Source organism: Azospirillum sp. B506, from assembly GCF_000333595.1.
Taxonomy (GTDB): Bacteria; Pseudomonadota; Alphaproteobacteria; order Azospirillales; family Azospirillaceae; genus Azospirillum.
In genome coordinates, this window is the sequence record NZ_BADK01000948.1 from 1 (window position 1) to 1826 (window position 1826).

Consider the following 1826-nt stretch of genomic DNA (forward strand, 5'->3'; position numbering starts at 1 on the left):
GCGGTGTTCACCGCGACGCCCTGGAAGACATCCTGGCCTGGACGGCCGGCTCACCGGTGCGGTTGCTCTCTCCCGCCTGAACGGCAACAGGGATGGAGGGTGCGGGTGAGTCGGAACGAAGCGGTCGGGGGCGGCGGTAGAAACGGGTTCGGCAAAAACGGATTCTGGGCGAAGCTGAGCCGGCACCGGCTGGGCATGCTGGTCGGCCTCTCGGTGATCGCCGGCCTGCTGTTCGGCTTCGTCGAGCTGGCCGGCGAGGTGATGGAGGGCGAGACCACCGCCTTCGACAAGCGCATCCTGCTGGCGCTCCGCGATCCGCTGAACCCCGACCAGCCCGGCGGCCCCTGGTGGCTGGCGCGGGTGGCGCGCGACATCACCTCGCTCGGCAGCACCACCATCCTCGCCCTCCTCACCGTCGCGACGCTGGGCTTCCTGCTGCTCCTGCACAAGCGGGCGGCGGCATTGCTGGTTCTGGTGTCGGTCGGCGGCGGCGGAACGCTCAGCACCGTGCTGAAGATGCTGTTCGACCGCGCCCGTCCCGATCTGGTGCCGCATGGCGACGAGGTGATCTCCGCCAGCTTCCCCAGCGGCCACGCCATGCAGTCGGCCGTGGTTTACCTGACGCTGGGCGCCCTGCTGACCCAGTTCGTCGAGGGCCGGCGGACCAAGGCCTATCTGCTGACCTGGGCGATGCTGCTGACCCTCATCATCGGGTCGAGCCGCGTTTACCTGGGCGTCCACTGGCCGACCGACGTGCTGGCGGGCTGGAGCGTCGGCGCCGCCTGGGCGGCTTTATGCTGGATGATCGCCGAATGGCTGCAGCGCCGCGGCGCCGTGGAGCAGGACCGGCCCGAAACCACCGCGGGGCGATGATCCGCTGAATCGCACGACGGTGTAGCTTTACGTATGGCGATCGGATTCACGCATCAAATCGATTCCGATTTTACGCGATCCGATCTAGCGGGTTGAATAAGGTCGGTTCCCCGCCGATAGTGTCGGCTCTAACCCTTTTGGATCAGGCCGCACCATGCCCCAGGGCACCCTTGACCGCGAAACCCTCGAAGCCGTCGGCGTCCTCGCCCGGGCGGTGGAGCGCGAACGGGTGCCCGGCGTCCTGGAATGCCGCCTGCTGGCGAACGCCCTGAAGCGCACGCTCGACAGCGGGGGGGAACGCGAATTGACCGAGGCCTCGCGCGTGTTCCGCACGCTCGATGCCGACCTGCGCGAGCGCATCGTCGCCCGCGCCCGGGTGGAGGCCCAGCAGACCCGCGCCCAGGCGAAAGTGGCCGGGCTGACGGCAGCCGGGACGGCGGCGGCCGAAACGACGGCAATTGCCGCCGACCAGGATGCGGTGACGCAGGAGATCCCGGCGATGCCCACCCGCCGCGTTTCCGAACCGAAGGGCCACGCCGGCACCAACTTCCTGGCCGCACTGAACGGCCTGCGCCCGGCCGCCACCGCCGGCAGCCGCGGAGCCGCCCGCGACCGCCTGCGCGCCGCCGTTGATTCGCAGCGCCGCGTGGGCCAGCGGACGGAGCCGACGCTGGAGTGACGACGCGGCACGTCGCCGCCCGGCCGAGCCGACTAGCATGGCGGTGTGGGCATGCCCCATTTCATTTGTTTCTTTTTTTGTACTCAGAGTAAATCATCAAAACACCAACAACAACAACAATTCCGCTCAATTGATACAATTTTGGTTCTTGTGTTGCTTCAGGGTAAATTCTATACAAGACGCGAACTCGCTTTCGGCCGGAAAGAAGGTCTTGCCGATGTAGCTGGCGTAATATCCATAAACCATGAAGTCGTACATCTCGAGGAAGTGCCGC

3 protein-coding genes are annotated in these 1826 nt (G+C 66.7%); all 3 read left to right on the plus strand.

Features of this window, described 5'->3' with window-relative positions; all coding sequences use genetic code 11:
- Positions 1-195: 195 nt before the first annotated feature.
- The gene (locus I71_RS29250; protein WP_375731227.1) at positions 196-873 is read left to right on the plus strand and encodes a phosphatase PAP2 family protein; all 678 of its coding nucleotides are present in this window, start codon (positions 196-198) and stop codon (positions 871-873) included.
- 154 nt (positions 874-1027) lie between these two features.
- Complete coding sequence (locus I71_RS29255) at positions 1028-1552, plus strand: hypothetical protein (protein WP_042702686.1); 525 nt, start codon at positions 1028-1030, stop codon at positions 1550-1552.
- Between the two features lie 51 nt (positions 1553-1603).
- Positions 1604-1826: hypothetical protein (locus I71_RS39245; RefSeq protein ID WP_211098452.1), on the plus strand; the 223-nt coding region annotated here is incomplete at its 3' end.